A 3,299-nucleotide genomic window follows, 5' to 3' on the forward strand; every position below is an offset into this window, starting at 1 on the left:
GATCATTGCCAGCATTGGCTGTTGGAGGAATATTGGCTGCTTCATTAACGGTAACGTTTACTGTACTTTTGGCTATCGCTCCTTTGTTGTCTGATACGGCTAATTGATACTGGTAAGTTCCTGCTGATAAATTAGTAACTGTAGCAGAAGAAGAATTCGCATTATTTATTGTTCCACTGGCTGGGCCGGAGACTTTTGTCCAGGAATAAGAAGAAATGCTACCATCTGAATCCACTGCCGTTCCATTTAAGCTGATGCTGTTTTTTGGAAGGGTGATCGTCTGATCATTGCCAGCATTGGCTGTTGGAGGAATATTGGCTGCTTCATTAACGGTAACGTTTACTGTACTTTTGGCTATCGCTCCTTTGTTGTCTGATACGGCTAATTGATACTGGTAAGTTCCTGCTGATAAATTAGTAACTGTAGCAGAAGAAGAATTCGCATTATTTATTGTTCCACTGGCTGGGCCGGAGACTTTTGTCCAGGAATAAGAAGAAATGCTACCATCTGAATCCACTGCCGTTCCATTTAAGCTGATGCTGTTTTTTGGAAGGGTGATCGTCTGATCATTGCCAGCATTGGCTGTTGGAGGAATATTGGCTGCTTCATTAACGGTAACGTTTAAAATCTTCGTTCCGGTTGCCCCCTTATCATCTGTAACAGTTAATTGAAACTGATAAGTGCCTTCTGTTAAATCTAAAACACCTCCATCTGGTAAATTTACATTGGTTATTGTTGCTTGTGTTGGTCCGGATATTTGTAACCATCTGTATGAAATGATAGTACCGTCTGGATCATAACTATCATTACCTGGCAAGACTATGCTGTTTTTTGGCAATTGAATTGATCTATCAGAACCTACATCTGCTATCGGAGGTATATTTGACGTTGAAGGTGAATCATAAATTAAAATTGCACTACAATATGGCGATAAAGTAATGCTTCGACTGAAAGTATTTCCTCTTACATCTTTAAAATTTGCAGGTAATGAGATAGTAGAATCATTTTTTGTAGGATTATATAAAAATAATGTTGTGGAAGTATCAATTATTTTCTGATTATAAAAATTACCATTAAGTTCTTTACCGGTAACGGTTTGAAATTGGGAAAGTCCAAGATTTTGATACCCGCCACCCTCTGCCCTATATGTAACAAAATACGAATTATCTGTTGCCTTAGCATAATAGTTTGAATCCAATATACCAAAGTCCTGTATCGCGTTATTACTACCGTTATCTGTGTAATAAAAAATACCAACCTGAGAGGCTCTCTTTTGGAAAAAGATATTATTTGTTACATTATTATTACGCTGGTAACTTGCGTATGGGGCACTTCCATAGGTTTGCACCATTAACGCTCCTCTCGTCCAATGGTCTCCACCGATGTCATAAACTGTATTATTATGAATTTTATTCAGCCTACCGTTATTAAGGAAAATACCTGCACTCACTATATGTGCGACTGTATTATTCGTTACTGTTGCATCATCTGTTAACCCGTCTAAATAAATACCATTACCTGCTGCGTCACCTGCAATTATACCTCTTGAATTCCCAATAGCATTTAAAACAATGTTGCCATCTATAATCTTTCCTGTTTCATTGGTGAATCCTGTATAGATACCACCACCGTCATCACGAAGGAATGTAAAGTGATCTACGAAGTTATTTCTTACCTGCACATTATTCCCTCTGAAGTGAATGCCTTCATAAGCAACACTATCAATAATATTATATTGGATCAGCGCATTGTCTGAAAAAATCTCAATAGCTCCATTCGTATAATCATTTGGTTTAACTACCGAAACCAGGCCGCACCGTTTAAAAGTGTTATTTCTGATTATCCAGTTCGTGCCGTTATCTGTGTTCCAGATTCCTGCACCTCCAAAGTCTGAGAGATTACAATTCTCTACATATAAATAATTAGAAGTGTTTTGTGCCTGAATGGCTGTTTCTCCGGTGTAGGAAATATTTGAATTGGTGATGGTGGAATGATTGCAACCGGAAAAGACAAGAGCGGACGTATTAGCGCCAGTAAAATCAATATTATCAACGGTTATATAACTTTTACCACCTGCATAAATCATTGTATCAACTGTTGCTACCCTAACATTTTGAGGCTGGGAAGTGCTGTAAATTCTTATTTTTTTAGTAGAAGGATTATAATACCATTCATTCTGAACATCCAATGTGCGAGGATCATTCTGAATCCAAAAGCCGTTGGTTGCATTCTCACTTATTGCATTTGTCTGTCCCTGATAGGTTATTGTGCTCCCTGCTTGATTTGTTATTGTTTCTTTATCTAAAGTCCAGTGGTTTGCTCTTACAACTACATCTGCACCTGTCCAATTGGTTGCACTGCTGAGGTTAGTGCTTGTAATAGTTGTAGTTCCCATTCCTGATCCAGAATAAGATTGAAAAGTAAAATAGTTCGGTAAAAACGGATAAGTCGCATCACGGTTTGGAGACGCCCCCATTGGCGTGTTTATGTTATTTATTACGACTATTTTCAGTGTAGGAAGCGTAGAAACAGCACCGCTACTTTCCCATATATTACTACCCAAATTTGTCCATGAAGTAACACTCACAAAACCATTAAATACGGGATTCGCACCTGTTCCATAAGCCCCGAATGTGATGGGATTACCGGACGTACCCGATTGATTAATAGTGATCCTGCCATAAAAAGCGTCACCTCTTTTAAACGATATTTGGTCCCCAGGATTGAAGGTGAATGAATTTACTTTTGATAAAGTTTGCCAGGGAGTAGTAGGATCTACGCCTGAATTAAGATCGTTTCCGCCGTTGGAAACGTAAAACGTTTTTGCATTTGCGGTAAAACCGAATACAATAAATAATAGATAGAGAAGAGTTTTCATAGGTTTCTTCAGGAATATTAGATAAAGGATTAAAGGATATTTCTCACTATTAAAAAGTGAGCAAAAGAAAATCAGGGATTAGTTGATGTTTCTGATTGGTATAAACGCAGGCGCAACAATATTATTTTATGGAGCTGCAGTTTTAAGACCTCGGTATCAAAAATTTGCATTGAACAGTTGCTGAAACCATTAAAAACAAAACGGCTTTTCACATTTCTTTTTAACTAGAATGAATTTTCAAAAAAAAAATGATAAGCCCAAAAAGTTCATTAGCTAATTTTTCTAATGGCGGCCATTGGAGAATATGTGTATAAAAACTGCTCTGATGTTGTGTTTCGGATAAAAATTATTTTCTAAAATTGAAGTAAGAAAATCTTAATGGTGAAAAATGGATCTAAAGCTTTCCTTTACTGATAAAGAA

Annotated in this window: 1 protein-coding gene; it reads right to left on the bottom strand. The window is 37.2% G+C overall.

What is annotated here, in order from left to right; all coding sequences use genetic code 11:
• On the bottom strand, nt 1-2,878 hold a 2,878-nt coding region (locus EFY79_RS21165), incomplete at its 3' end, for a right-handed parallel beta-helix repeat-containing protein (RefSeq protein WP_123122757.1).
• Nucleotides 2,879-3,299: the final 421 nt, after the last annotated feature.

Origin of the sequence: Hanamia caeni (assembly GCF_003721595.1) — a bacterium.
Lineage (GTDB): Bacteria > Bacteroidota > Bacteroidia > Chitinophagales > Chitinophagaceae > Ginsengibacter > Ginsengibacter caeni.